This is a genomic window from Streptomyces sp. NPDC020489, from assembly GCF_044386545.1.
Classification (GTDB): Bacteria; Actinomycetota; Actinomycetes; order Streptomycetales; family Streptomycetaceae; genus Streptomyces.
Genome location: NZ_JBIRUZ010000025.1, coordinates 39531 through 63046 on the forward strand (window position 1 = coordinate 39531; position 23516 = coordinate 63046).

Annotated in this window: 23 protein-coding genes and 1 tRNA gene; 11 read left to right on the forward strand and 13 right to left on the reverse strand. The window is 70.8% G+C overall.

The genetic code is table 11. The features are described 5' to 3' along the window. The first annotated feature begins 133 nt into the window (after positions 1–133). Complete coding sequence (locus ACH41F_RS40365; RefSeq protein ID WP_391237839.1) at positions 134–1159, forward strand: hypothetical protein; 1026 nt, start codon at positions 134–136, stop codon at positions 1157–1159. Here ACH41F_RS40365 and ACH41F_RS40370 read toward each other — a convergent pair. The 3 genes from ACH41F_RS40370 to ACH41F_RS40380 form a co-directional block, all read right to left on the reverse strand. Beyond that, positions 1156–2682 carry a hypothetical protein gene (locus tag ACH41F_RS40370; RefSeq protein ID WP_365130396.1) on the reverse strand — a complete coding sequence of 509 codons (1527 nt, stop codon included), beginning with the start codon at positions 2680–2682 and terminating at the stop codon, positions 1156–1158. The two genes, ACH41F_RS40365 and ACH41F_RS40370, sit on opposite strands and share 4 nt — an antisense overlap. A gap of 265 nt (positions 2683–2947) precedes the next feature. After that, on the reverse strand, positions 2948–3226 hold the full coding sequence (locus tag ACH41F_RS40375) for a hypothetical protein (protein ID WP_391237842.1): 279 nt from the start codon (positions 3224–3226) through the stop codon (positions 2948–2950). Further along, positions 3223–4761, reverse strand: coding sequence for a protein kinase (locus tag ACH41F_RS40380; protein WP_391237846.1), 1539 nt, complete (start codon positions 4759–4761; stop codon positions 3223–3225). Before ACH41F_RS40380 ends, ACH41F_RS40375 begins: the two co-directional genes overlap by 4 nt. Positions 4762–5242: 481 nt before the next feature. Between ACH41F_RS40380 and ACH41F_RS40385 the strand changes: the two genes are divergently transcribed. Next, complete coding sequence (locus ACH41F_RS40385; RefSeq protein WP_391237849.1) at positions 5243–5470, forward strand: hypothetical protein; 228 nt, start codon at positions 5243–5245, stop codon at positions 5468–5470. Positions 5471–5595: 125 nt separating this feature from the next. Here the strand turns inward: ACH41F_RS40385 and ACH41F_RS40390 are convergent. From ACH41F_RS40390 to ACH41F_RS40410, 5 genes are all read right to left on the reverse strand, one after another. After that, positions 5596–5669 (reverse strand) — tRNA-Met (locus ACH41F_RS40390). Between the two features lie 54 nt (positions 5670–5723). Further along, on the reverse strand, positions 5724–5930 hold the full coding sequence (locus ACH41F_RS40395; RefSeq protein WP_030578348.1) for a cold-shock protein: 207 nt from the start codon (positions 5928–5930) through the stop codon (positions 5724–5726). 201 nt (positions 5931–6131) lie between these two features. Further along, complete coding sequence (locus tag ACH41F_RS40400; protein WP_388071610.1) at positions 6132–6413, reverse strand: HU family DNA-binding protein; 282 nt, start codon at positions 6411–6413, stop codon at positions 6132–6134. Positions 6414–6581: 168 nt separating this feature from the next. After that, a complete protein-coding gene (locus ACH41F_RS40405; protein ID WP_391237853.1) occupies positions 6582–8141 on the reverse strand; it encodes a hypothetical protein in 1560 nt (519 codons plus the stop codon). A 223-nt stretch (positions 8142–8364) separates the two neighbouring features. Beyond that, entirely contained in the window at positions 8365–9108 is a 744-nt protein-coding gene (locus ACH41F_RS40410) for a TIGR02391 family protein (protein ID WP_365130405.1), read from the reverse strand. Between the two features lie 157 nt (positions 9109–9265). Between ACH41F_RS40410 and ACH41F_RS40415 the strand changes: the two genes are divergently transcribed. The 4 genes from ACH41F_RS40415 (at position 9266) to ACH41F_RS40430 (ending at position 13406) form a co-directional block, all read left to right on the forward strand. Beyond that, complete coding sequence (locus ACH41F_RS40415; RefSeq protein WP_365130407.1) at positions 9266–11245, forward strand: hypothetical protein; 1980 nt, start codon at positions 9266–9268, stop codon at positions 11243–11245. A gap of 51 nt (positions 11246–11296) precedes the next feature. Next, entirely contained in the window at positions 11297–11572 is a 276-nt protein-coding gene (locus ACH41F_RS40420) for a hypothetical protein (protein WP_365130409.1), read from the forward strand. A gap of 219 nt (positions 11573–11791) precedes the next feature. Beyond that, the gene (locus tag ACH41F_RS40425) at positions 11792–12142 is read left to right on the forward strand and encodes a DUF6300 family protein (RefSeq protein ID WP_365130411.1); all 351 of its coding nucleotides are present in this window, start codon (positions 11792–11794) and stop codon (positions 12140–12142) included. 340 nt (positions 12143–12482) lie between these two features. Then, on the forward strand, positions 12483–13406 hold the full coding sequence (locus tag ACH41F_RS40430; RefSeq protein WP_391237860.1) for a hypothetical protein: 924 nt from the start codon (positions 12483–12485) through the stop codon (positions 13404–13406). 2 nt (positions 13407–13408) lie between these two features. On the opposite strand, the gene ACH41F_RS40435 is transcribed toward ACH41F_RS40430, so the two are convergent. From ACH41F_RS40435 to tap, 4 genes are all read right to left on the reverse strand, one after another. Then, positions 13409–13558 (reverse strand): hypothetical protein, encoded by a 150-nt coding sequence (locus ACH41F_RS40435; RefSeq protein ID WP_388071605.1) that lies wholly within the window; start codon positions 13556–13558, stop codon positions 13409–13411. A gap of 74 nt (positions 13559–13632) precedes the next feature. Further along, on the reverse strand, positions 13633–16035 hold the full coding sequence (locus tag ACH41F_RS40440) for a Helicase associated domain protein (RefSeq protein ID WP_391237865.1): 2403 nt from the start codon (positions 16033–16035) through the stop codon (positions 13633–13635). Positions 16036–16072: 37 nt separating this feature from the next. Then, positions 16073–16651 (reverse strand): telomere-protecting terminal protein Tpg, encoded by a 579-nt coding sequence (gene tpg, locus ACH41F_RS40445; RefSeq protein ID WP_030578356.1) that lies wholly within the window; start codon positions 16649–16651, stop codon positions 16073–16075. 21 nt (positions 16652–16672) lie between these two features. Next, positions 16673–19195 (reverse strand): telomere-associated protein Tap, encoded by a 2523-nt coding sequence (gene tap, locus ACH41F_RS40450; protein WP_391237868.1) that lies wholly within the window; start codon positions 19193–19195, stop codon positions 16673–16675. A 275-nt stretch (positions 19196–19470) separates the two neighbouring features. Between tap and ACH41F_RS40455 the strand changes: the two genes are divergently transcribed. The 5 genes from ACH41F_RS40455 (at position 19471) to ACH41F_RS40475 (ending at position 22639) form a co-directional block, all read left to right on the forward strand. Further along, on the forward strand, positions 19471–20103 hold the full coding sequence (locus ACH41F_RS40455) for a hypothetical protein (RefSeq protein ID WP_030578362.1): 633 nt from the start codon (positions 19471–19473) through the stop codon (positions 20101–20103). 72 nt (positions 20104–20175) lie between these two features. Beyond that, positions 20176–20565 (forward strand): DUF6354 family protein, encoded by a 390-nt coding sequence (locus ACH41F_RS40460; protein ID WP_053760165.1) that lies wholly within the window; start codon positions 20176–20178, stop codon positions 20563–20565. Positions 20566–20707: 142 nt separating this feature from the next. Next, positions 20708–21319, forward strand: coding sequence for a hypothetical protein (locus tag ACH41F_RS40465; RefSeq protein ID WP_391237873.1), 612 nt, complete (start codon positions 20708–20710; stop codon positions 21317–21319). A gap of 219 nt (positions 21320–21538) precedes the next feature. Beyond that, positions 21539–21964, forward strand: a complete 426-nt coding sequence (locus ACH41F_RS40470) for a GFA family protein (RefSeq protein ID WP_391237876.1) — start codon at positions 21539–21541, stop codon at positions 21962–21964. Between the two features lie 87 nt (positions 21965–22051). Beyond that, entirely contained in the window at positions 22052–22639 is a 588-nt protein-coding gene (locus ACH41F_RS40475; RefSeq protein ID WP_200402203.1) for a hypothetical protein, read from the forward strand. Positions 22640–22679: 40 nt separating this feature from the next. Here ACH41F_RS40475 and ACH41F_RS40480 read toward each other — a convergent pair whose 3' ends face one another. After that, positions 22680–23291 carry a hypothetical protein gene (locus ACH41F_RS40480; protein ID WP_391237881.1) on the reverse strand — a complete coding sequence of 204 codons (612 nt, stop codon included), beginning with the start codon at positions 23289–23291 and terminating at the stop codon, positions 22680–22682. Between the last annotated feature and the right edge of the window lie 225 nt (positions 23292–23516).

The window sequence follows — 23516 nt, forward strand, 5'->3', positions numbered from 1 at the left end:
CCAGCCGCCTTGGCGCCGGAACGCGATCACGTACCGTGGCGCGGACCGAGGTGTCGGCCCGCGACAGCGCGGTCGCCGCCGGGACAGGCGGAGGAGGGCCGAGCGGCCTGTGGTCGGACAAGGGGAGGAAGCGGTGACGGAGTCCAAGAAGGCCGCGGACAGCGCGACGCGCCCGGTCCTTGACCCGGATGCGGAGCTCTCGGACGCCATTCGGAAGGTCCTGCGGCAGGCCCTTGAGGACCCTGGCCGGTACGTGGGCCGCCCGGCCAACCCGCTGTGGGCGGCCGTCCCCCATCTTGCGCGCGGCGGAGCGGGAGTCGCGGTTGCCGGGGTGATGTGGTGGTGGACCGGTGGCGTCGAGATCGCGGATCCCGCCGCCGACTCCTCCAGCTTCGCCGGCACGCTGGACCGGAAGCTGCAGGAGGCCGTCGACCTGGCGCACTCGCTGCTGTCCGTGTGGCCGCTGGCCGCCGGCGTCGTGGCCGTGCTCTGCGCCGGGCTGATCGCCGATCGGGCGCTCTACAACGGGCAGCTGCGCCGGCTCGCCGCCGTCCAGCAGCACCTCGTTCAGCCGAAGGAACTGACCGCCGAGGCCCAGGAACTCCTGGCACGTGCGCGGCGGGCGATGACGGCCGTGCTCAACTCCAGGGTGCACCGCGAGAAGTGGCTCGACGCTCAGCGCAACGAGGCAGCCTTCCCCCGTCAGGAGTGGGCGATCGCCCAAGACCTGCGGAACTACAGCCGCGTGGCCCGCAAGCATCACAGGGCGCCCCAGGAGACGGACAACACCACGGTGGCCGAGCTGCTCGCCTCTCGCCGGCGTGTGCTCGCGACGAGCCTGCACGGCATCGAGCGGCGGGTGGCGGCGCTGGAGGCCTACGCCTCACAGGTCGCCGAGGCCGACGCCCGCTACGCCGAGGTACGGGAGATCGAGCGGCTGGACGCGGGCAGCGACGAACTCCTCGACCTTCTTGCCCGCACCACGGTCGACGACCTGTCGGTCGCCGAGATTGAGGCGCTGACCGACGAGGCCGCCGTCGTCGCCTCGACGTTCACCAGGGCGCTGGAGTCCGCCAAGCAGGCCGCCGCGGCGGCCCTCCCCCCTCCAGGACGCGGCATAGCCCGCCCCATCACCGCCCCGGCCCGGTTGGGCCGCTAGAACAGGGTCAGCGGCTCGGGCGGGGCCGGCGTGGTTTGGTGTTCTCGGATCGCGTCCCGAAGCTGGGCGGCCGTGACGCGGGCTGCGTCGAACGTCTCGGTCCAGCCGTTGGGCATCTGGACGGCGGTGAGGAAGACGCCGTGCCCGTCGGCGCGCAGGCGCCGCAGGATCGTCTGCTCCACGGAGAGGGCGTCGTCGCCGGTGGGCACGTGGTGTTCGTAGAACAGGGTCCATCCGAGGCGGCGGTGCTGGGCGATGCGGTCGTTGCGCTGAAGGGCGCCGGCGACGCCGATCTTGACGGCGCCGTGCTGTGCGTGGGTGACGACGTAGACGCGGGCGGGCGCGGCGCGGTCGAAGCCGAAGCGGGCGCAGTACTTGCATCTGCGGCCGCTGCGGATCTTGGCCAGGGTGGGGGTCGAGGTGCGGCCGCAGGTGGTGCAGCGGCAGCGCCAGGGCGTCATGGTCGTGGTGTAGGGCTCCAGGGGCTCGAGGCCGGCTTCGCGCATGGAGGCGGCGGCGCGCTGGGGGTCTTCCCGCCGTGCGGCGCCGGCGCGGAGGTCGGCGCAGCGCCGGCATCCGCTCTGGCCGGCGAGGATGGATCCGAAGGTCGGCGAGGTGATGGTGCCGCAGCCGTGGCACAGGCACCGCCAGGGGTACTTGACCCCGCGGTACGGTTCCTGGGGTTCGAATCCGTGCTCGCGCATCTCGGCGACGGCCAGGTCCTCGTCGTGGCGCTGCGCCTCACCGTTGGCCCGGTCGGCGCACCGCTTGCAGGCCGGACGCCGGCTCTGGCCGGTCAGGGAACCCAGGCGGGGGGAGACGATGGACCCGCACTTGGTGCAGCGGCTCTTCCACGGGAACGCGGTCCCCGGGTACGGCTCCAGCGGCTCCAGGCCCGCTTCACGCATCTCCGCGGCCGCGGTCGCGGCGTCGTGGCGCATCGACTCGTTGGCCTTGCGCCGGCCGCAGGGGTAACAGCCGCCCTGGCCCTGCCGGATGGAGCCCAGCGTGGGTGCCCCGGGCGCTCCGCACGTCCGGCAGCGGATCGGCCACGGCGTGTCCACTCCCGGGTACGGGCCGAGCGGTTCCAGGCCCGCGGCCCGCATGTCTGCCGCGGCGACGTCCGGGTCGACCGGCGCATTCGGCGCGCACCACCGGCAGGGCCCGGCACCGGAGTTGATCCGGACGTAGGTGGGTGTGACCTCGCGTCCGCATGCGAGGTGGCGGCATCGCCACTTCCGGTCGCTGCCGGGATAGGGCTCCAGGGGCTCCAGACCGGCCGCCCGCATGACGCCGGCTGCGGCCTCGGGTTCGATCCGGGCCCGCCCGGAGCAGTAGACGCAGCCGCGCTGGCCCTTGGTGACGTTGCTCAGGCGGGGGGTGACCTCCCGCCCGCACGCCGTATGGCGGCACCGCCACGGGGCGGAGCTGCCAGGGTAGGGCTCCAGCGGCTCCAGGCCCGCTGCCCGCATGATCTCTTCCGGATCGCGGGGGTCCTTCCGCGGTCTGCCGGTGCGCGCCATGGTCCAACTCCCCGCTTTTCAAGGGTGAGCGGGGTCTTGCCTCGCTGTGCGGCGCAGCATAGAGGCGGCCACTGACATCGACGCTGATCGTCGCCTTGCCGCCGGTGGGAACCGGTACCGGGGGGCCGGACGGCTCAGTTCACGTCATCGGGTGCGGCAGGGGCTCGAGGTTCGTCGCCGGTGCCGTTCGCTCCGGTCAGGCCCTCGCAGATTCGGGAGTGCAGGGCGATGGCGGCGGCATCGAGCCGCTCCCACTGCTCAATCGTCAGGTCGGGCAGCAGTGCACCGAGGTGGTCAGTGCGAAGGCGACGGCCGCCGGCACCGCGTGGCCCAGGAGGTTGTCGATGCCGACGCTGTGAGCATCGTGGTGAAGATCGCGGCCGCCGGACAGCCCGTAGACCAGTGCGTACTTGTAGGCCGCTTCCTCGGCAAGAGTGCTGTTCGCGAGGGCGCGTTCACCGTCGGAGCAGTCGGCGGTGGCAAGAAGTCGGTCGAGCACGAAGCCGGAAATGATCTCGCCGGAGACGGTGGTGGCGTCGTTCATGTGGGGGTAACGGCGGACCGGGGCCGGGTGACACGAAGGAACTCGGTGTCTCCGGTCCGGGCCGGCGCAAGAGGGTCGTGGCGGGTTCGGCGCGTTGTGAGGACCGCGGTGAGAAGTGCTGCGGCCGGCCACAGCACGGCACCGGCGGCGATGAGGATGAGAGGCGGAAGGCCGCCATGGTGGGCGGCGAGCAGCACGGCGGCGGTCTGCAGGCCACCGGCGGTCGCCGCGAGGTCGCCGTGCCAGGCCGAGCGGTGGAGCGTGTGCTCGACCAGGCGGCGCACACCGCTGGTGCAGGCGACCAGGGTGGGCCCGCCGAGGACGCTGATGGCCAGGGCAGTCGCCCACAAGGAGATGTCGGTGACGAGAACGGCGAGCGCCGCGCCGCCGGTGAGAAGCAGGAGGGTCATGAGGGCGGCCGTGGTGATCCTCAGCTGCCCGGGGTGCGGTGGCTGGGGCGGATCGAGAAGGTAGAGGACGGCGAGCAGCAGCCCGGCGAGAGTGCCCAGGCTGGTCGTCCAGGGCGTCGGCACGGTGGTGGCGAGCGAGAGGGCGCCGCTGATGGCGGCCGCGGTCAGGCCGGCCGCGCACACGGTGCTGCTGCGGACGCCCCGCTCGCGATGGCGGCTGACGGAGGTCGTGGTGGCGACCAGCGTGGGCGTGCGCCGGGGCGCTGTCGCGGTGGGCGCGTCGGCGAAGGCGGCCAGCGCGGTGTGCAGCCGAGTGAGCCGCATGCAGGTGTCGGCCGCGGTCGGCCGACGGTCGGGGTCCTTGTCAAGGAGCTCCAGGACCAGCTGCTCGAGCTCGCGGGGAACACCAGGGCGCAGGGCGGACAGCGAGGCCGGCGCGTCGTGAACGTGCTGGTTGAGGACCTGCCAGCCCGAGCCGGTGAAGGGGACGTGGCCGGTGAGCAGCTCGTGGAGGAGGCAGCCGAGCGAGTAGAGGTCACTGGGCGCGCTCAGCGTGGTATCTCCGCGGGCCTGCTCGGGCGACATGTAGGCAGGGGTGCCGATGACGACGCCGGTCACGGTCAGGGTGTGGTGGGTGGCCTCGGAAAGACGCGCGATGCCGAAGTCGCACAGTTTCGCGGCATTGCCGGCGGCCTGGTCGAGGAGGACGTTGGACGGCTTGAGGTCGCGGTGGACGATGCCGCGGCGGTGGGCTGCCTCCAGGGCCTGGCTGATCTGGATCGCCCAGGTCAGGGCCTGGGCAACGGGGAGCGGGCGGCCGGTGAGGGTGTTCAGCGGCCGTCCGTCGACGAGGTCCATGGCCAGGAAGAGGATCCGGCGGCCGTCGAGGTCGGCGACGCCATGCTCCCGGACGGCAACAACGTTGGGGTGGGACAGGCGCGCGGCGACCTGCGCCTCGCGGCGGAAGGCCGCTTCCCGCACCAGGTCCCCCTCCCCCACCGAAATGATCTTCAGGGCGAGGTCATGGTTCTCGTGGAGGTCTTCTGCGCGCCACACGGTACCCATGCCTCCGCTGCCGATCGGCTCCTTCAGCCGGTACCGGCCGGCGACCGTCGTGGCGCGCATCAAGTCCTCCAGCCCTGCGTGTCTGGGCGCTGAGCCGGCCGGCTCCAGGCGCGCCGCGGGCGAGGGCGTGCCCGCGGTGCGGCGGAGCATACGAAAACACCTTGCCGGGGCTGGGCGAAGCGCTACCCGGCAGCGGTACTGCGACCCGCACTCCAGTCGGTGTCTTTGCAGGTCAGCGATGTGCATGTGGTTGTGGGGATGTGTGCGGCGGGCCACGCACGCCGGTGCTAGCGGACGGCGGTGGCCCCAGGGTGCTGTCATCGGGTTCCGGGGGAATCCTTCGGATATGGACGACAGATGCGCGTGGTGTGGCGCCGGGCTTTCCGGCGGGCGGCGGCGCCGGTACTGCCCCCGTCCGCGTTCCTGCCGGCAGGAGGCCTACCGGGAGCGGCGGCGGGCGACAGCTGCCCTCCGGGCACGGATTGCTCTGCTGCAGATCTCGCGCGAGATCCGGGTCCGATGCGAGTCCCTGGAGCTGCTGGTGGCCGACGCGGTCGGCAACGAGCGGGCAGAGGCGGGGATGCACAGCACTGCGGCCGCGGACTTCCGGCACCTGACCAGCGAGCTGGTGCGATGCGCGGTGATCGCGGATCGGGAGGTGAGCGCCACCTGGGAGCAGATCGGGCGCCCGCACGGTCTGAGCGCGGATGCGGCCAGGGCCCGGTACGGCCGGGCCCGGCTCCTGTGGCCTCCGCCGATGCCGGAATGACGCCAGCCTGTGCGGAGGGGCCCGGGCAACTGCGCCGGAAGGAGGCGAGGAGGCCGTTGGCCCCCTTGGCTATGCGGGGTTCGGACACGGCGAAGGGCCCGGACGGATCCGGGCCCTTCGGTCAGTAGCGGGGACAGGATTTGAACCTGCGACCTCTGGGTTATGAGCCCAGCGAGCTACCGAGCTGCTCCACCCCGCGTCGGTGACGCCACCTACACAGTGGCCGTCGCGGGGCGGCCCTCATTTTCCGGGGTCAGCCGCGGCGGACGATGTTCTCGGCCTGGGGGCCCTTCTGGCCCTGGGTCACGTCGAAGGTGACCTGCTCGCCTTCGAGGAGCTCGCGGAAACCGTTGCCGGAGATGTTGGAGTAGTGCGCGAAGACGTCCGGTCCACCGCCGTCCTGCTGGATGAAGCCGAAGCCCTTCTCGGCGTTGAACCACTTCACGGTGCCGCTGGCCATGCGTCTGTCCTTCGAAATCGCCGGGTGCTTCCCGGTCGGTCTGTGGGTGGTGCCCTCCGTCATCGAAGGGCGTCCGGCGTCCGTTCTACCCCGTAGGCGGGACACCAATCCGGCTCCCGCGCGGGTGAGGCGTGCAGGTTGTGCCGCCCAGCGGGCCTCGGGCTCTTCGGTGCCGGGTCGCTGCCCGCGGAAGGCCGGCGCCTACTTGCCCTTCGCGGCTTCCTTGAGCTTGGTGCCGGCGGAAACCTTCACGCTGAAGCCGGCCGGGATCTCGATCGGCTCGCCGGTCTGCGGGTTGCGCGCGGTGCGAGCGGCACGGTGGGTGCGCTCGAAGGTCAGGAAGCCGGGGATGGTGACCTTCTCGTCGCCCTTGGCGACGACGTCGCCGACGGTCTCGGCGAGGGCGGCCAGCACGGCGTCGGCGTCCTTGCGGGTCACCTCGGCGCGCTCGGCGAGGGCTGCGACCAGCTCACTGCGGTTCATGCGGTACTCCGTGACGTTCGGGTTGCCGCGGCCGCTGCGCGGACGCGACGCTTCTGACGCCATCCTGTCACCGGGGTCCGACAATGCTGCACACTGCACCAGCAGCGGAGCGCTCCGTGTGACGTCATAGGCGTACGCCGATGGCCCATGCCGCATTGTTGGTAGTCGTCAGCCGTACAGCCACTGCTCCCAGGCTTTGCGGCCGGACAAGGCGGTGGCCGGGATGCCCATTTCGGTCAGCGCGCCGGGGTACACGCGCTCGTAGGCCGTGTTGTAGGCGCTGGCGAGGGCGGCGTCGCCGAGCAGCCACGGCGCGGGGGCGTGGTCGAGGTCCAGCACGGCGAAGTCGCCTTCGTAGCGGATGCGGCCGTGGAGGAGGCCGCGCTCGAGCAGGGTGTGCCAGCCGCGCCCGACGCGCTCGACCTCGGGCATGCCCTTGGCGGTGTCGATGACGGAAGCGACGTCGAACCGGCGGGGTGGGATGCGGGCATAGAGCTTCGCGATCATCCAGGGCAGGCCCAAGATCCGAAAAAGGTGTGTGCGATGGGCCCCGCCCATGGAGACGTTGTAGAGCGGTCCGGCCGGTCCGTTGATGACGCTGAGGGAGATCGCGGGTTCCTCGGCAAGGTGGTGGCGGAGGAACGCGGCGAGCTGCTCGGGCTTGGTGGTGAGTAGTTCGCGGGTGGCGCGGGGTATCCAGCTGGGGCCGCGAGACGCCTCGGATCGGTCGAAGTCGCCCCAGACCTTGTCGATGGCCTGCACGATGGCGTCGGTACGTACCCAGGCGGCGCTCTCGCTGGCTGCCCAGTCGTGTTCCCGCTGGCGGTTGTAGAGGTTGAAATGCGGCGACTGCGGGGCACTGGTCTGGAGCTGGGTGGTGGCCGCGCGCACCCGGTCGCTGATCTCGTGCTCGGACCAGGACCGCTGGAGTTGGGTGATGGCGGCGACGGTGGCATCGAGCGCGGCGGTGTCGGCATCGAAGGCACGCAGGACATCCGCCCGATCGATGCCGGGTGGGTCGCTGCCTGTGGCGGGGGCTTCTGGCCGTTCGCCGTGCAAGGTCAGGGTGATCTGTGGGCAGTGGCGGCTGGTGGCCTCGAACGACTGCAGGGCTTGCCCGGTGGCGTCGGGGGTGGCGCTCCAGCCGCGCACACAAAGACCGTCGTCGCGGTGCCCGGTCAGGGCGCCGTCGCTGTGCCACGTCGTTGCCCAGGTGCCGCCCGGCTGGTCGAGATGCACGGGCCGGCGCGCCAGGTCGGCTTCAAGCCGCTGAAGATCGCCGCGGCCCCGGGCACGGGCGAGCAGGCTCGGCGCGGGGCGCAGCACACCCGCCAGGAGCTCTTCGTCGAGCGGATACTCTGCGCGCTCGCCGTGCCATTCACGCAGGAGGTCTCGTGCCTGGGCGATGCGGTGTGCGGCCTGCTCAGCTGCGTCGCGAATCTCGTCGCCGTCGAGGTGGCCCTCGACGGCGGCCGCCGCGTGCCGGGCGACTGCCGCCACCACTTGGTCCCACAGGTACAGCTCGTCCGTGGCCTGGTGCCACAGGTAGCCCTCGCGGGCGGACGTGTCCGACTCCTGGACCGTGGTGAGGGACCGTACGATCTGGGCGCGTTCGGCGGGCGGCTGGCCGCGACCGCGGCGTACGGCGAACTGCAGCAGGATCGAGGTGAAGCGGCGGGCGAAGTGCGTGGGCCGGGGGCGGCCGTCCTTCGTGGTGCACGTCGTCATGCGCGAAGCCGCGCACGTGGGGCATGTCCAGTCCCGTGCATCCCAGTCGGCCGCCACGCATCGGTCCTCTCTTCGGCGATCAGGTCAACCACCCCCGCATTGGGGATGGTTGCAGTGTGGCAGCGAGGACTGACACGGGAGCGCGAATATGCCGCAGCGTCGGCGCCGTCCGCTCGCTCCGGCACGCGCCCTGTCCCGGTTCACCCCGGGGCCCGCGCTTCTGCTACGTGGTCGTGGCAGTCTGGCGGCGCTTGGCGCGTTCGACCTGCCGCAGCAGCAGGTCGGCGAACTGAATGATCTCGGCTGCCTCGATGGGGTCGTCGAAGTCGACGGTGCGGTGGCTGGCGGGATTCTTGTACGCGCCCATGGCACCGGCGAACAGCGCGGAGGCGGCTTCCTGCTCACCTCCTTCGGCTCCGGCGTCGGCGAGCGGGCCGCCGGCCTTGCCGTTCTGGTGCGGCTGGAACGCCTTGCGCATCAGCGGCACGCCGACCAGGGAGTTGTCGAGGCCGGACGCGTCCCGGACGGCGACTTCGACCGCCTTCATCGCGGCGAAGCACGCGGTCTCGTAGTCGCCCAGGTCGAAGTTGGTGCGCACCGTGTCTTCCAGCGCCGGGTGGAGCGGGCCGGTCAGCCGCTGGCGGGCCTCGAACCGCGTGATGCCCTCGGGATCCTTCGCCAGGTTCCTGCCGTCACGGGACAGCTGGCGAAAGGCTTCCGACTGGCTGGGCACCCGGGACAGCAGCGCGTTTGCCTCCAGCCAGGCCCAGGCATCGGAGAGGCGGTCGACGAGTACCTCGGTGTCCGGCTCATCCTGGAACGCCTGGCGGGCCGAGCCCATCGCTCCTCCGTACTGCAGGAAGCCGGTTCCGCCGGCGAGGTGCTGGAGGAGAAGGAGCGCAACGTCCCGGGTGGGCAGCTGCCGGATCTGTTCCGCCGGAACCGGCGGCGTGAACGTGTACCTCATGGGCGCACGCTACGGCGTGGCACCGACAGCCGAGTGCCGTACCTCGGCAGAGGGACACAGATGGGCCGAACCGGTGACGGCGCGCATCGGTGCTCGTCCTGCCGGGTGGAGGGTGAGGCCCGGTAACAGCCAGAGGCCCATCGGCAGGGAGCGTCACGTGGCGTACGAGGTGATCAAGGTGGAGTTCCGTACGGAGCTCCACGCCCGCTGGTCGGTGTTCTTCGACCACCTACGGGTGCCGTGGGCGTACGAGCCGGTGACCTTCTACGACAGCGCGGGCTCGCCGCGCACGCCGGCGTTCTGGCTGCCGGAGCAGCGGATCTGGTTCATGGCGGAGGTGGAGGCCCCGGTGTGGTGGGGTCGGTTCGCCATGGCGGCCGCGGGCTGCGACGAGTTGTTCGGTGACCAGGACGAGGAGGCCGACGGATGCCCGCCGGTGGAGGTTCCGGAGGAGTGGCACGGCAAAGCGCTACTGGCCGAGGGCCCGTTCTTCCCCGACGACACGGCAGGCGTCGACACGTGGGGCCGCCCCGACCCCTGGGACGGGCCGTGGCGGTTCCACGAGGCAAACGGGATGAGCGTCTACGGCGACGAGCCCTACCAGTGGACGATGTGCCCGCAGTGCGGGTCCTTCGGCGCCGAGTTCTGCGGGTACGCCGAGCGGCTGCCCTGCGGCTGCCTCGATGACCGAGAGCACCACAAGGTCGCTGGCGGCAGCGACAAACGCCTGCTGGCCGCCTACCGGGCCGCGCAGCTCGAGCAGTGGCATGAGGACGACTTCACCGACCCCCACGCGACCGTGCTGTTGCCCACCGTGCGCGAGGCCCTGGTCCATCAGCCCGGCGCTGCGGCCGCCGCCGCGAACTGCGCGGGCGAGTGCCAGTCGCTCGCCGAGCAGCTGCGCCAGGAGCTGTGTCCGCCTGTCGCTGAGGACAGCGAGGGCCTCGCCACGCTGTGTTCGGCGTGCCCGGGGTTCGTGTGCGGGCAGTGCGGCGAACGGCCGGCCTCCGCGGCCGGTGTTCCGTGCCGGACGTGCGAGCCGGTCGTCCTGCTCACCGAGAACCAGGCGAGGCAGCGGCTCAACTGGAGGGTGGAGCAGCTCGCCGCCGCGACGGGCATCCACGGACGCAGGGTCAACGGCATCGTCAACGACTCGATCGGGGTGAAGACGAGGTCAGGGATCTCTCTGGCTCAGCTCGGCGTCGCGCTCAGCAACGTCGAGCGGTGGCTGGAAGACCCGTCATCCATGCCGACCGGGCTCCCCGCTCCTTCCTCCGAGGATCTCGACAAGCTGCACGGGGCCGAGCTGCGCAAGCTCCTCGCCACCTACGTGGGGCCGCTGGCGGGAGCACTGCGCGAGCCGATCCCCTTCGTCCAGACGCAGCTGAACGAATGGATGGGCGCGCCCAGCCGCGCTGAGGCGACCGACGAGCAGCTGCGCGACGCCATCATCCAAGCCCGGGCCTGGATCGAGGACCCCGACTCATACCGCGCCTACACGCACCCGGAGCCGCCCGAGCCCGGCGGCATGACCGCGCCAATGCGCACGAAGACGGCCGTCGCGGACTCCTCCTGCAACCTGTGCGCCGCGCCGGCGATGGCCGGTGAACTCATCGGCCGGATGCCCCACCCGCGCCAGCCGTACGTTCCGATGGCCTGGCTGTGCGCCCACTGCCTGTTCGACCGGCGGGCCAAGCCCCGCCTCACCGACGTGCTTCTGCGGGTCTTCCACCACACATTCAGCGGCAGCACCACCACACTGCTGAACACCACCGAGGCCTCGGTGTTCCTCGAAGCGCTGCTGAGGGTTCCCGCACCGGAAGACGACTCGCACCTCCAGGAGGCGATCACCGCGCTCCGGCAGGGGATCGACGCGCCGGAGCCCGTGATAGGGCTGAGTTACCGCCCGGCTCATGCCGCTGTGACCGCGCTGCACGCGGCGAGGCCGCAGGGGGCAGCGGCTGGTGACGCCGCTGTCCTCGCCGCTGTCGCTCAGCACCTGACCGAGTGGCAGCACAACCCCCAAGGCATCGACCAGGCCCCCTACAAGAACCGCACCCTGTGGCGGCAAGCCGTCCTCAAGAGCACGCTCACCCCCACCATCCTGTCCCAGCGCGGCGGCCCCTTCTGGGTATGACGCCAGCGGCGCCGTGATCCGCCCCGCCTGACCAACCTGGAGGAACACCCGATGCCGTACGACGTCACCCGCGATATCAACGCCGGCCCCCTCGTCCTGCCCGGCGTCCGCGGATCCGTAGGCGCCGTCTACTCCGAGCACCGCACCGACAAGCGGGGCTACGGCGCCGCCGTGGAGCTCCCCGCCGTGCTGGAACTCCTCGCCGCCATCGAGACCAGTCAGATCACCGCGGCCCAGGCCCAGGATGCGTTCGCCCCCTTCCTCCACCGGCTCGAAGAGTACGACCGCGAGATGGATGACCGGGCCGCTCGCTACGAGTACAGCTAGGAGCAGCCGACACCGAAAACTGGCGCAGGCACTGACTCCCGTTTCCACTGGAAACGGGAGCCCGACACTGCCGGAGCCACATCCCCACCCCCGAGGGCAAGGGCTGACTGGTCTCCGCGGGCGGTCCTCGACTTGGCCCTCGGCTCCAGGCCCGGCAAAACCATTGACCAGCCCTTTCGTTGAAGGTTGGATGGCGCTCCCAGCGATCAAGGGGGCGCCATGGCTCACGTATCCATCCAGCGCAGCAACGACCTGCCCTCCTGCTCCCGATGCAACGGCCCGCTCATCCTCGCCGCGCAGATGCCCCAACTCGATGCGTCCGGAAAACCGATCAGCCTGGAGTTGTGCCGAACCTGCGATGCCGGGGACACCGCGGCTGGCGCTCTGGTCCGCTTCTTCTCCTCCGGCGCGGGCAACGACACTTCCCGAGCCAGGGAGGGTGCCGAACTCATCGTGGAGTTCCAGAAGGAAGTGATGGCCGCACACGGCTACGTCCTGATGGACAACTCGGCCCCCGGGTCCTCCGACTATCCACCCCACACCGGAACGCCCCCCAAGGGCGTCGGCTGACCGCTTGCTCATGCGCGCGGGCCGCGCGTCGGACGCAACTCATCACCGCCGGCCTGTGCGATGGGGAAGTCGCACGTCGGGGAAAGCCGTCGGGCGGCTGGCAAGAGGTGGGCGTACCTCGTTGCCGGATGGGGCACCGGCCGTGGCGCCTCCTTGACTGGACGCCGGGCTCCCGATGTCATCAGCTTGGGCAACGTGAACGCCCGGCCGCGCGATGGACGAAGCCCCCGCAGCTCCTTCGCCGAGGACCGGCCAGAAGTCTCACCGCTCGCACCACACCGACAGGACCACCGTACAAAGCGCTCGCCGCCGGGGGCCGGTCCGGCGTGGAAAAGCGATCATGCCCCCTCTGGCCGCCTTGGCCTTCACCGAAGACCGCCGCCGCAGCACCGGCGAATCCCACCAGGCGCTCTGCACACTGCTCGGGGAAGGCGGCCAAGCGCTCCCTATCCCCGCAGCCCGTCACCCGGAGCAGGCGCAGCTGGAGACCGCGGTCTTCCTTGCATGCTGCAAGATCGGCGGCCTCTCCGAGCACCCCCTGGGCATCGTCCATGTCCGACCCGAGGAAGATCAACTGACGATCCGGGTCGTCAACGAGCCGTACGTCGTCCACTACTGGGCTGAGTTCCTCCTCCCTCGCCTGAGCAGCGAAAACGCCTTGGACCCCCGGGACCAGGTCAGCGGCGTGGCCGGCCTCCGCTACCGTCGTGAAGGCAGCCAGATCTGCCTTCACCGGCCTGGAATGCCAGCCCGCATCATGCTGACCGGGTTCAATCCGTGGTGGTGGCAACGCATCGCCGACCGGCTCACCGCCGACTACGACCTGCTCCAAAGCGAGCCGGACTGGACACCTGTGGAGCGCGCCGCCTACCTCGCCACCGCAGCCACGTCCTTCGAACCCGCCTCGCTTTTCTCCCCCTTGCTTCGCCGAATCCGGGCGACCGCCGGGCCCGGCTCGATCAACAGCACCGACGCCTGGAGCGCCATCGGCGGGAACTTCCGCCTCGAGACGACCGACGGTCCTCCGTGCCCGGACCTCATTCGGCTCCTTGGGAACGGCCCCACCGGACTCGGCTGGGAAGTCGACGACAAGAGTTGCACCTGCCTGTGCGACCACACGCATACAGCCGTCGGATGCAATATCGACTTCCGGGAACCCGCCACTGGACGGTTCGTGTACTACTCCAACACCAAGTGGGGCCGCACACTCGATGACCGCCGCCGCCAGACCATCTCCGAAATGAACCGCGCAGCCTTCACCTGAACTCAGGTCCAGTCGTCGGGTACGCGGTAGGTGGCCCGCGAGATGAGCTCGGCGTGCAGGCGGATACGAGTGATGAGGCCGTCTTCTGTTGCGATGCGGGCCTCGTCGACGGAGGCGGTCACGCTGCGGGCGTTCTCCGATGGCTGTCGCATGGTGTGGATATACGTGCCTCTCGTGCTCGGGGCCGCCCTTTCGCCGGCGGAACCCGGCCCGTGGGGTGGCACGTTCAGCCGCTGATCGTTGCCTCGGGTGTCTGTGGGTGGCGGGTGATGCCTGCGGCGGTGACGGCGTGGAGGTGTTCGGGGGGCAGCTCGTCCCAGCGTTTGCGGAGGTTCTTGAGCCACTGACCGACTTTGTACTCCTCACCGTCGAGAGTGACGGTGTCGCGTTGGCGGATGTGGAGGTGTCCTTCGCGGTCGCGGAAGGCGGCGACGGCTGCCAGGCCGTGGTCGAGCTGCCGCTGCTGGCGGGCGGCGCGGCCGGTGGGCTGCGGCGGTTCGTCTTCGGCGGGTTCGATCAGGGTGATGCCCAGTTCGCGCACGAGCCGGAGCTGCTCGGGGTGGAGGGTGCTGTAGTCGGTGCTCTGGGCGCGGACCCATTCGCCGAGGGGTTCGTCGTCGTCGGTGATGAAGTCGGCGGGGAGGTCGTCGAGGGTGATGCTCGCGTTGGCGTAGGTGCGGGCGGTGTAGTAGAGGCGCTGCCAGGTGATCGACCAGGCGGGGTTCCAGTACGGGTCGATCTCGGTGAGCGCGGTGTCGGTGGGGTCGGGTTCGAGTCCGCCGTCGGCGCGGGTGCGGGCGGCGGCCCGGCGGTTGGTGAGCCAGCGGCCGAGGGCGAAGTCGCCGGCCATCTCGCCGGTGGGGGCGGCGAGATGGCCGTGGCGGGCGGCCCAGTTGCGGGCGTGGAGCAGTCCGCGTTCAGCGGCCTGGGTCTGGAGGTTCCAGATGATGCCGAGGTGTTCGAGGGCCTTGATCTGGGCGGGCTTGAGGGTGCCGGCCGCGTAGGCCTTTCGGGCCCGGTTGATCCAGCGGCCCAGTGCGAAGCCGTTCTCGTCGTCGTAGAGCCGGGGGACGTCGAGGTGTCCGTGGGTCTGCTGGTAGGCGGTGGCGGCTTCCAGGCCGCGGCGGAAGGACGCTTCGCGGGGGTGGAGGACGCGCAGCCGGAACGCCTGGGCGATGGTGTCGGCGGGGAAGGGCCGGTCGAAGACGACGTCCACGGGCACGCCGGACTCCTCGTCCTCGTCTTCCGGGACCGGGTGGGCGGGCTGCTGGGGGACGGCGAGCCGGTCGGCGATGCGGTCGTCGTGTGCACGCAGGGCCTGGAGGACCCGCCAGAGCGGCCGGTACAGGTTGGAGCCCATGAGGTCGTCGGCGTCTTCGCCGGGTGCGACGTAGACGGGGACGATGAGGGTGGCCTTCTTGCCCTGGCCGGGCTTTTGGCGCAGTGCCCGGCCGACGGCCTGGACCGTGTCGACGATGGACTCTTTGGGGTCGGCGAAGACGACGGTGTCGATGCTGGGGATGTTGACGCCCTCGCCGAGAAGGCGAGCGTTCGCGATCACGGTGCGGTGGGCCGGCTCGAGGAACTCGCCGGGGCGGCCGTCGAAGCGGTCGAGGAGCTCGCGGCGGTAGGCGGGGTCCATGGTGCTGTCGAGGCCGGCCGCCCACAGTTCGCCCGGGTCGGGGCAGCTGGTTCCGGTCTCGTCGAGTGCGTGGAGGAGGGCGGCGGTCTCGGGGAGGGTGCTGGCGAAGGCGTGGGCGTCGGCGACGCGGTGGTGGAAGGAGACGACGCGGCGCAGGTCGAGCTCGGCCATGGCGCGCAGGACGGCGATCTGGAGCGCGGCCTGGCGCAGTTCGGCTTCGGTGGCCTTGTCGGAGATGCCGAGCCGGGTGCGGATGGTGGCCTCGTGGACTTCCATGACGACGACGCGGTAGTCGGCCAGGAGGTCTATGTCGATGGCCTCGGCGAGCGGGAGGCGGAAGCAGGTGTCGCCGTAGAGGGCGGGGTTGTCCATGGATGCGACGAGCGAGTCGTCCTCGTCGTCATCGGGCTCGCCGGCCGACCAGATCCTCGGGGTGGCGGTGAGGTAGAGCCGCTTGTGTGCGGGGATCAGCTCGTCGTCGTGGACGGCAGCCCAGCGTTTTCCCAGGTCACCGCTGGTGCGGTGGGCTTCGTCGATGGCGATCAGCGACCAGGTGGGGAGGGCGAAGCGGTGGTGGGCGTCTTGGACGCGGTGCAGGGAGTGGTAGGTGGCGAACACCGTCAGGCCGGGATTCTGACGGACAGTGGAGGCGAGGACGGCCGGGTCGGTGGTGAACGCGACCGGCTCGCCCGCGGTGTTGGGGCGCTTGGAGCACAGGGCCAGAACCGGGCCGCTCATGCCGGCGGTGCGCCAGTCGTCGATGGTCTGGGCGAGAAGTTCCAGGGTCGGCAGCAGCACCAGCCGGGTGCCCTGGGGGGCGACGCGGGCGGCGGTGCGCGCGGCGACGTACGTCTTGCCGGTACCGCAGGCCATCACGACGGAGGTCCGGGCGGTGTGGCGCAGCGCGGTGTGCGCGGCGTGGACGGCCTTGGACTGGTGCGGGCGCAGCCTGATCCGGGGCGGCGGGGTGGTGATGGTCGCGGTCACGGGGTGGCCGGTCCTCTCAGCCGGGGGCGGTCGGCGGTCAGGTGATGCTGAAGCGGATGTGGTCGATGCCGGTCAGCTCGACCTGCTGTAGGGAGGTGGCACGGGTGCCGCCGTCGGTGAAGTAGTCGTCGCGCAGTCCGTCAGCGACGATCTGGGCGAGGTCTTCCTCGGAGGCGCCGGCCGTCTTGGCCTCGAAGAGGGCGGCGGCGGTGGCTGCGTCCAGGCGGCGGGTGAGGCGGCGGTAGCGGGGGTCATTGGTGGTTCCCTTGGGGGACGTGAACCCGAATTTGGCACGTACGTCGACCTTGATGCCGCCGGTGGTGATGGCGGCCTGGAGCTTCTTCGCCTTCACGATCGGCTGCCAGAGCTTCTTGACCTCGGCTTCGACGAGGGCGGCGGTCTCCGGCTTCGTGGACTTGATCTTGTCGTCGCGGTAGCGCTCGACGGTGCGCTGGGACTTGCCGATCTTCTCAGCGACCGCGCGGGCGGCCTCAGCACGGCTGACGCCCTTCTCCTGCTTGAGCAGGAAACGGATCCGGGCGCCGAGGGTCTTGGGGATCGGCTGGGAGTAGGCGGTCTCGGCGGCCTCGTCCAGGCGGTCTTCGATCAGTCCCACGGTCAGTCAGCTTCCTTGGTCTCAGGCCACGCGGACGAGCGAGGCGTCCTTGATCTCGTTGGCGATGTTCACTCCGTCGGCGAGCAGGTCCAGCGCCCAGCCGATGGTCTGGGAGCCCTGGTGCTTGACGGAGCCGGGGTTGACACCGAGGCGGAACCCGCCGCGGATCGGCTGGCCGTCGGAGCCGAGGAGGAGGGGCAGCGGCGACAGGCCGTCGATGGCGTAGACGACGCAGTCGTTGTTGACCGCGAGGGGGTAACGGCCCGCCCTGGTGGCGAGGTTGTGCATCTTGCGGTGCATGTTGGTCCGTGCCTTCGACAGGATCATGGCACGGATGTCGGGCCGCCACGTCAGGCGTTTCAGGGCCGGCCACGGGTCGCCGAAGACGTGGTCGACGCCCATGTTGGGGCGCTGGCGCAGCTTGCCGATGCCCGACTTGGCGGTGGCCTTGATCGCGCCTGCCAGGGTCACCAGCAGCGGGTCGCCGTCCTTGTAGACGGCCATGGCCGCGAGGAAGGCTTCGTCGTCGAGGTCCTGGGTGACGCCGAGTTCGGCCATCACGGTCAGGTAGGCGTCGCGCAGCGTGTCGTACCAGGGCTGGAGGTAAGGGCTGTGGGTCTCGCGGACCCATGCCTCCATCGGGCGGACGTCGGCGCCGAGTTCGACGGCGTAGGCGACGGTGGGGGTGGCGTACCAGCCGGGACCGTCGGGGCGTTCGCCGCTGGAGGTGAAGGGGCTGGGCAGGCGCGGGTCGGTCTCGACGTGGGAGAGGTCGAGGTACCAGGAGCCGGGCAGGTCGGGGTCGAAGGCGGGGTTGCGGGGGTAGTGGATGGCGGGGCCGGTGCCGACGTGCAGCCGGCGGCAGGCCGCGAGGAAGGCGACCTGCACGTCCAGGGCGGCGACGTGGGTGCACGCCCGCTCGGCGTCGGTGATCAGGTCGGCGGGACGGACCCAGATGCACGCCTCCTCGTCGAGGGCCTCGCTGGCGGGCCGGGAGCCTTCCTCCGGGTAGTCGGCGGCGACGACGGGATGCTCGTCGGGGGCCTCGGGCGGGGCGGGGTCGACGAGGGTGTGGAGGGTGTGGGGCACCTTCGCCGAGACGTACTTGCCCTCGTCCTGGCTCCACTCGGCCTTGGTGGGCGGGCGCAGCGAGGTCATGAGCTCCTCGCCGGTGACGGCGACGGTGCCGCGGGGGGTGATGACCAGGCGGGCGTAGGTGCCAAGCATCCTGGCGAGGTCGCCCGCGGGCAGCTCGCCGGCCGGGCCCCAGACGCGGCTCTCCAGGGCGCCCCACGGGGTGAGGAAGAGCTGGATGCAGTGGCGCTTGCCGTCGAGACGCTTGAAGATCCGCGGCCACGGGCCGAACCCCGCCTTGGTGAGTTCCCATCCGGCCTTGGTGAGGCTCTTGAGGGCCTTGTGGTCGGCCGGCAGGCGGAGGTCTTCCTGGTCCGCGAGGTTGGTGGGCAGGCCGAAGTGGGCGACGGCGCCCTCCGTGAGGATGATCAGCGGGTCCTGGTCGAAGCCGTTGTCGTGGGCCTTGGCCGCGCCCAGGCGGATCTTCCGCTTGTCCAGCGCCCACGCGGCCAGGGCCTGGAGGGTCTTGGCCGGGCACGGAACGGTGCGGCCGTCAGCGAGGTGCGCGGTGAGGGCGCCGTCGGTAATGCCGAGGACGGCCAGCGGGCCGTCGGCGTACTCCGGCGGCACCGGCTTCACGGCCGGCTTCTTCGCCGTGCGCTTCGTACGGCGGGAGGCCGGAGCGGTGGCCGGGCGGCGCGTCGCGGCCGGCGGACGGCCGGCGGGTGCGGCGGCAGCGGGGAGGGCCGGTGCCGGGGTGGCCACCGGTGCGGCGACCGCCGGCGCCGCGGGGGCGGGAGCGGCAACGGCGGACGTGGGCGCCGTCGTCTCGGTCCGCGGGGCGGAGACGGGCTCGGCTTGCGTGGTGGGCCGGGTGCCGCAGCGGGGCATGCCCATGGCGGCCATGGCCTGGAGGTACACGTGGCGGGGCTGGCCGTCCACGACGCTGGACGTCGGGTGCCCGCACCGAACGCACAGCCGGGTGACGCCCTCCGGCAGGTCGATCCAGGAGCCGGGCTCGTCGAACTCGGGTACCGCCGTATCCGCGCGCGCCGGGGCGGACTCGGTGTCCGGCCAGACGAGCTCGGGAGGGTCCTCGATGTCGAACTCGAACTCGAGAGGAGTCGCCTCCGCGGCGAGCGCATCCGGCGCTGACTCGGGCTCACCTTCGGGCACGGGTTCCAAGGCGGCCGAGCCCCCCTCTCCACCAACGCGAGCGAGCTCGGCGGCGAAGTAGGCGAGGATCCTGGCGTACCGCTGCCCCTTTTCGCCACGCGGTGTGCGGGGCGGGTCCGATTCCCAGGTCCACACCGTCTCGCGGCGGACATCGTTGGCCTGGCCCATCTGCGTCACGGTCCAGCCGAACGCCTCCCGGAGCCTGACCCGTTCCGCCGGTTCCGGCAGTGGCGGCACCGGACCGTCGAACGAGATCCGGTCGAGTACAGCCGCTACCGGGTCGCTGCCCCCCATCTCCACCTCCACCCTCAGAGTTCAAATCTAACGCGAATCTAACGCACCCGAGCCAGCGGATGCAAGCGCCTTGTTGAGATTCCAGTATGTATTGTGGTTGTTGCCTGATGGGATTTCAAGATGTATTGTCATTAAGCGTTGGCCGGGGCCGCCCGGAGGAGAAACGAGAAGGCGGCCTTGTCCGCAACGACACGGCACGCCGGGACTTGCCCGTCTCCTGGCCCGCCGGGATCTGCCTCCCGCGACCGGCATGACACCTGAGGAGTACGACAGCCATGCCCTATCTGTCCCCCGAACCAGGGGAGCCCGCCGCGCCAGGCTCGCGGATCGTCGTGGAGGCAGGCGACATCCTGATGCGCCGCAGCCTCACCGATCACGCCCCCGCGGCCCAGGTGCACGTGATCGAGGCCGCCAAGGCCCTGGAAGACTTCCGCCTCGGCCACGGCACGGCACTGGAGCGCGCCGAGGTCCTCCTCGACCGGGCGATCGCGACGTTCCAGGAGCGCACCGGCGAGCACGACGAAGCGGCCTGGCAGGCCGCCGCGGTCTACATGGTCGAGCTGTGGGCGACGCGCTACAGCGCGGCCCGCCCGACCGCCTTCGACCCGGCCCCGCCGCCGCCGTCCCGGCTCACCCCAGCGCATCCGCTGCGGCTGGAGACGGTCAGCCGCGAGGCCCACGACCTCCTGCTCGGCGCCGGCCGGTCTCTTGAGCGGAGGTCGCGCGGCCTGGACTCGATGGACGTGGTCCGCGCGCAGCACGGCATGCACGAAGCCGCCCGGTTGCTCCATGACCAGCTCGACGGGCTGTCCATGCCGTTGTGGGTGCTCATCTGCCGGTTCTGCGCCGAGATCCAGGCGGAGAACCTCCGCATCCTCAAGGCTCCCGTCCCCGGGACCACGGCCTGAGTCCCCCGATCCTCCGCTTGCCCCCGGGCGCCCGCCCGGCACCAATCCTTCGCCCCTGTTGAGGAGTTCCTCATGAGTACCAGCCCCTCCCCCGTCTCCTCCGCCGTCGGACCAGTCCGGGTCGGTCAGCTGTGGCAGGACATGGCCCCCGACATGGTCGACCGCGAGCGGATGCTGCGCGTGCTCGCTCTGACGGACACGCACGCCGAGTGTGTGGTGGAGCGCGACAGGCAGGGCACGGCCGGCCGCAAGGCCCGGCCGCTGGCCATCCGCCGCTTCGCAACGAGCGCGTTCAAGCTGATCGAGGACGTCGTCGACGACGCGGACCAGGCCCTCTACGCACGCTTCCTTGCGGCGATGACGGGCGTGCAGGGTGCCAACCCGTCGCCCGTGGCGTACGCGGCCGCGGCGCTGCGCGTGCACCACGAGCTCACCGCCGAGGCGGCGAAGGCCCAAGGCTGACCGGCCGCGCGAAACGCGCTTGCCCAGTTGCGGCCCGGCCCGCCTCCGAGAAGGCGGGCCGGGCCGACGGCTCGCGGCTTCGAGGTCACTCGAATGAACACGGAAAGGAAGCTGGGAAGAAGTGGTGACGTCTACTCAGGCCATGCTCTGGACCCCCGACGCTCCGCCCGACGGCGGGATGTTCAGTGCCGGTGAGATCGTGGAGGTGGAGGGCTGGCCAGGCGAGTGGGAACTGATGAAGCCCGGGCCGGGTGTGTGGACCGTGGAGTCCGCGCGGCTCGAGGACCGCGTCAGCGCGAAGGTCTCGGTGAGCTCGCTCCAGCGTCTGGCGGATACCCCTCACATCCGGCGGGGCGACCTGGTCATGCAGCGCTACCCCGAGCAGGAGCGTGCCGCAGTGGTCGGCGCCGTGGTCCGGCTCGGGCAGTGGGTGGCCGTGAAGTCGTACACGCTCCCCGACGGCGGTGTCTGCCAGGCGCTGGACTCGGTCGACCGGCTGGAGGTAGTCACGGCGGAACAGCTCGCCGCGGCCATCCGTCTGGATGTCGTCCACGGCACGCACGTGGGCCGGATCGTGCAGGCGGTCGTGACCGCGCGCGCCGGACAGTTCCGGGTGGTGTGCCGGTGCGCGCCGGGTGCCGGCGAAATCTGCCGCAACGGACGCAAGGTCACCTGGTGCCCCAGCCTGGACAGCGCCCACCAGCTGTGGGACTGGCACGTCTCCGGGCATGTCCCCGTCGGCAGCGTCGCGTAGCCCTAGGCCCCCAGGCCATGCGGTGCCGTGGCCTCCGGCCGCCCGGCACTGGCGCGTGGCGCAGCCCACAACGCCTTTCCCGTGGCGTACTTGAGCCGAAGACACACGTCTTGGTGAACCGGTTCTCAAGACAGCAACCGAACTGCTGCCCGATCGGTAGGGGTGTACGTGAGCAGCACATGCGTTCGCTCTGCTGGTCTTCGATCCTGGGAGTAAGCCGTGACCACCACCGACTCTTCTTCGTCGTCCGCCCTACGCTGCGGCGGCTGCCTGTGCGGGGCCGTCCGCTTCGAGGTGCCCGATGCTCCTGACGCGCCCCACCTGTGCAGTTGCCGGCATTGCCAGAAGCTGAGCGGCGGGCCGGTGATGTCGTGGGTCTGTTTCCCTCTGGCGGGTCTGGTCTGGATCGGCCGGGAGCCGGTCTGGTTCTACACGTACCCACAGAAGACGCGGCGCGGTCGCTGCCCCGACTGCGGGAGCCAGTTGTGCGCCCTGGACGACGGCGCCACGAGCATCGCGTTCAACTTCAGCGCCCTGGACGACTCCTCGGACCTCGTCCCGGCGTTCCAGAGCTACGCCCACGACGCGGTGTCGTGGCTCAGGCCGGTCCCCGACACCCGGCCGACGGCCGCCGCGGGCAGCTGACCGCCGACCGGCGGCTGCCCGGGTTCAAGCCGGCCCGTTGGCCGGACAACCCAACGCCTCGACCTCGCTGGGGCGAGAATGGCGGCCATGTCACTCTCCCTGGCCCGCTGCGTGGAAGCGGTTGCCCGCCTGCTGGATAGCTGTGCCCCGTTGGAGCCGGTCCGGCTGTGCATGAGCGACCGGGACGTGCAGGCGGAGGTGTGCGCGAGCGGGCCGGCCGCCTCGGCGAGTATGGCGCGCCTGTCAGCGGCGACGGGCGGCGAGGTGGCTGGCCGGGCGGTCGACCAGGACGACGGTGTGATCACGGCGGACCTGGAAGACGAAGTGGCCCTGGTCGCCGCCGTGGACACGCCGGTGCGCGGGACCGCGCCCAGACACCGCGCAACGTCTACGTCGGCGGCGGCTGCCCTGCTGCGGACGCTGGCCCCGTGGACGGCCGCACTGGACCAACAGCTGCTGTCGGGGGCCCAGTTGTGGGTGGACGACGACGGCCAGGGCTTCACCGTCCGGCTGCTGGCGACAGCCGCACGCGGTGACGACGTGGAGAGTGTCGCCGCTGCCGCCGGCGCAGGGCTGGAGCAGGTCCGGACATGGCGCACCGACAGCGGTCTGGATGGGCGGGGAAGCCTCCCGTGCGGCCGGACCGTGCACATCGGCATCGTCCGTCTCTCTTGACCATCGCCGACACGCTCGCCGGATCGCGCGCTCCTCGGCGTTAGGCGAGATCAACGTGCTCCTGGTGCATCTCCGCAACCCGCACGGCGTCGAAATGGCTGATGCCTCGGAAGTACTCCTTCTTGACCGCCACGCCGATTCTCAGGATCTCCGTCACGGCCGTCAGATGATCCTTGACGCCTGTCTCCCATCCCTCAGCCGTGGCGCACGGGCGCGAGATCCACGCCTGGAACAGGAGCGCCTGAGTCACCTGCGCGTCGCTTTCATGGCGTGAGATGCGATCCACGACCTCGCGGGTGTTGGCAGGCGTGTTCTCCGCCCTGCCGACCTTGATGTAGGACAGCTTCTCGATCATGGACCGGAACTCCAGGACGTAGAGCCGGTCGCCGACAGCATCGAGCGGCCCTCCTGCTTCTTCCAGGTCCTCCCACGCCATGTGCCGTACGGCGGCGCAGATCTCCTTGGGGGGCGTGCGCCCCGTGTCGAAGTAGTCGAGCAGTCGCACCCTGGCGCCGGGAAGCAGCTGCCGATTCTTGAAGTTCTTGGTCCTGCGCGACCTGGGCAGGGGCTCTCCCTCCCACAAGGGCGCGTCAGTGAGGTGAATGAAGTCGTCGCCGAAGTACTGCTCTTCCTGGAAGTCCTCTTCACGCATGCCTCTGATGGTGGCCCAGGAGGGGAACCGCGTTCTCCGGAATGGCTGAGGCTGAGCCGATGGCTGGCGTGTTGGCGGCGCCGGCGCTCCCGAAGGGCCGACGCGCGCGAGATGAAGGTCAGGGTGTCCGTGCGCTTTTGCTCGGACTCCGAGCCGTTGGGTCCCGCCTACGGCAGCGCGTTGGCCCCGTGGCGCTGCGTCTCCTGAAGGGTTGGGCTGCGCGGG